Here is a 994-nt window from a genome sequence, read left to right on the forward strand (position 1 = left end):
TCCCCGGCCGGCGTTCGAGGTAGTGCTGGCGGCGTCGCTGGAGGTCCGCTCAGCGGTCGTGTTTGCCTCGCTGATCGTGATGCTTGTATTTCTGCCAATCTTCTTCCTTGGCGGGGTCGCCGGCACATTTTTCCAGCCCCTCGCCACCGCCTATGTGCTGGCGATCGCGACGTCCCTCCTGGTGGCGCTGACCGTGACGCCGGCGATGTGCCTGCTCCTGCTCCCCAATGCTCCGTTGAAGGTCGAGCGCGATACGCGCTTCGTCGCTGGGCTGAAGCGTCGCTACGTCGGTTTCCTGCCGCGCGTCGTCGGACGACCGTCGCTCGCGGTCGGGATCGTCGCCGGCGGACTTTTGCTCGCCGGTGTCGGCTACGCCACCTTCAAGGACCAGTTCCTCCCCGACTNCGTCGGTTTCCTGCCGCGCGTCGTCGGACGACCGTCGCTCGCGGTCGGGATCGTCGCCGGCGGACTTTTGCTCGCCGGTGTCGGCTACGCCACCTTCAAGGACCAGTTCCTCCCCGACTTCCGGGAAACCGACTTCCTGATGCACTTCGTCGAGAAACCGGGCACCTCGATCGAAGCGATGGACCGGATCACCATTCGAGCATCCAAGGAGCTGCGCGCGATCCCCGGCGTGCGCAATTTCGGCGCGCATATCGGCCGCGCCGAAGCGGCCGACGAGGTGGTCGGTCCCAACTTCACCGAGCTGTGGATCAGCCTCGACGAGACGGCGAACTATGACGCTTCGGTCGCCCGCATCAAGGAGGTGGTGGAGGGCTATCCCGGCCTGTTCCGCGACGTGCTGACCTACTTGCGCGAGCGCATCAAGGAGGTGCTGACCGGCGCGGGAGCGACGATTGTGGTCCGCATCTATGGCCCCGATCAGGCCGAGCTTCGCGCCGCAGGCGCCCGCGTTCGGGAGGCATTGTCCGGCATCCAGGGCGTGTCCGACCTGAAGCTGGAGAGCCAGGTGCTCGTGCCGCAAGTCCGCATC

1 protein-coding gene is annotated in these 994 nt (G+C 66.3%); it reads left to right on the forward strand.

The window, feature by feature from the left end; all coding sequences use genetic code 11:
* Nucleotides 1-58 precede the first annotated feature (58 nt).
* Nucleotides 59-994 (forward strand): efflux RND transporter permease subunit (locus tag AC58EF_RS28545; protein WP_497279741.1); only part of this gene is annotated, 936 nt, incomplete at its 3' end.

Source organism: Sphingobium sp. WR1, assembly GCF_059693745.1.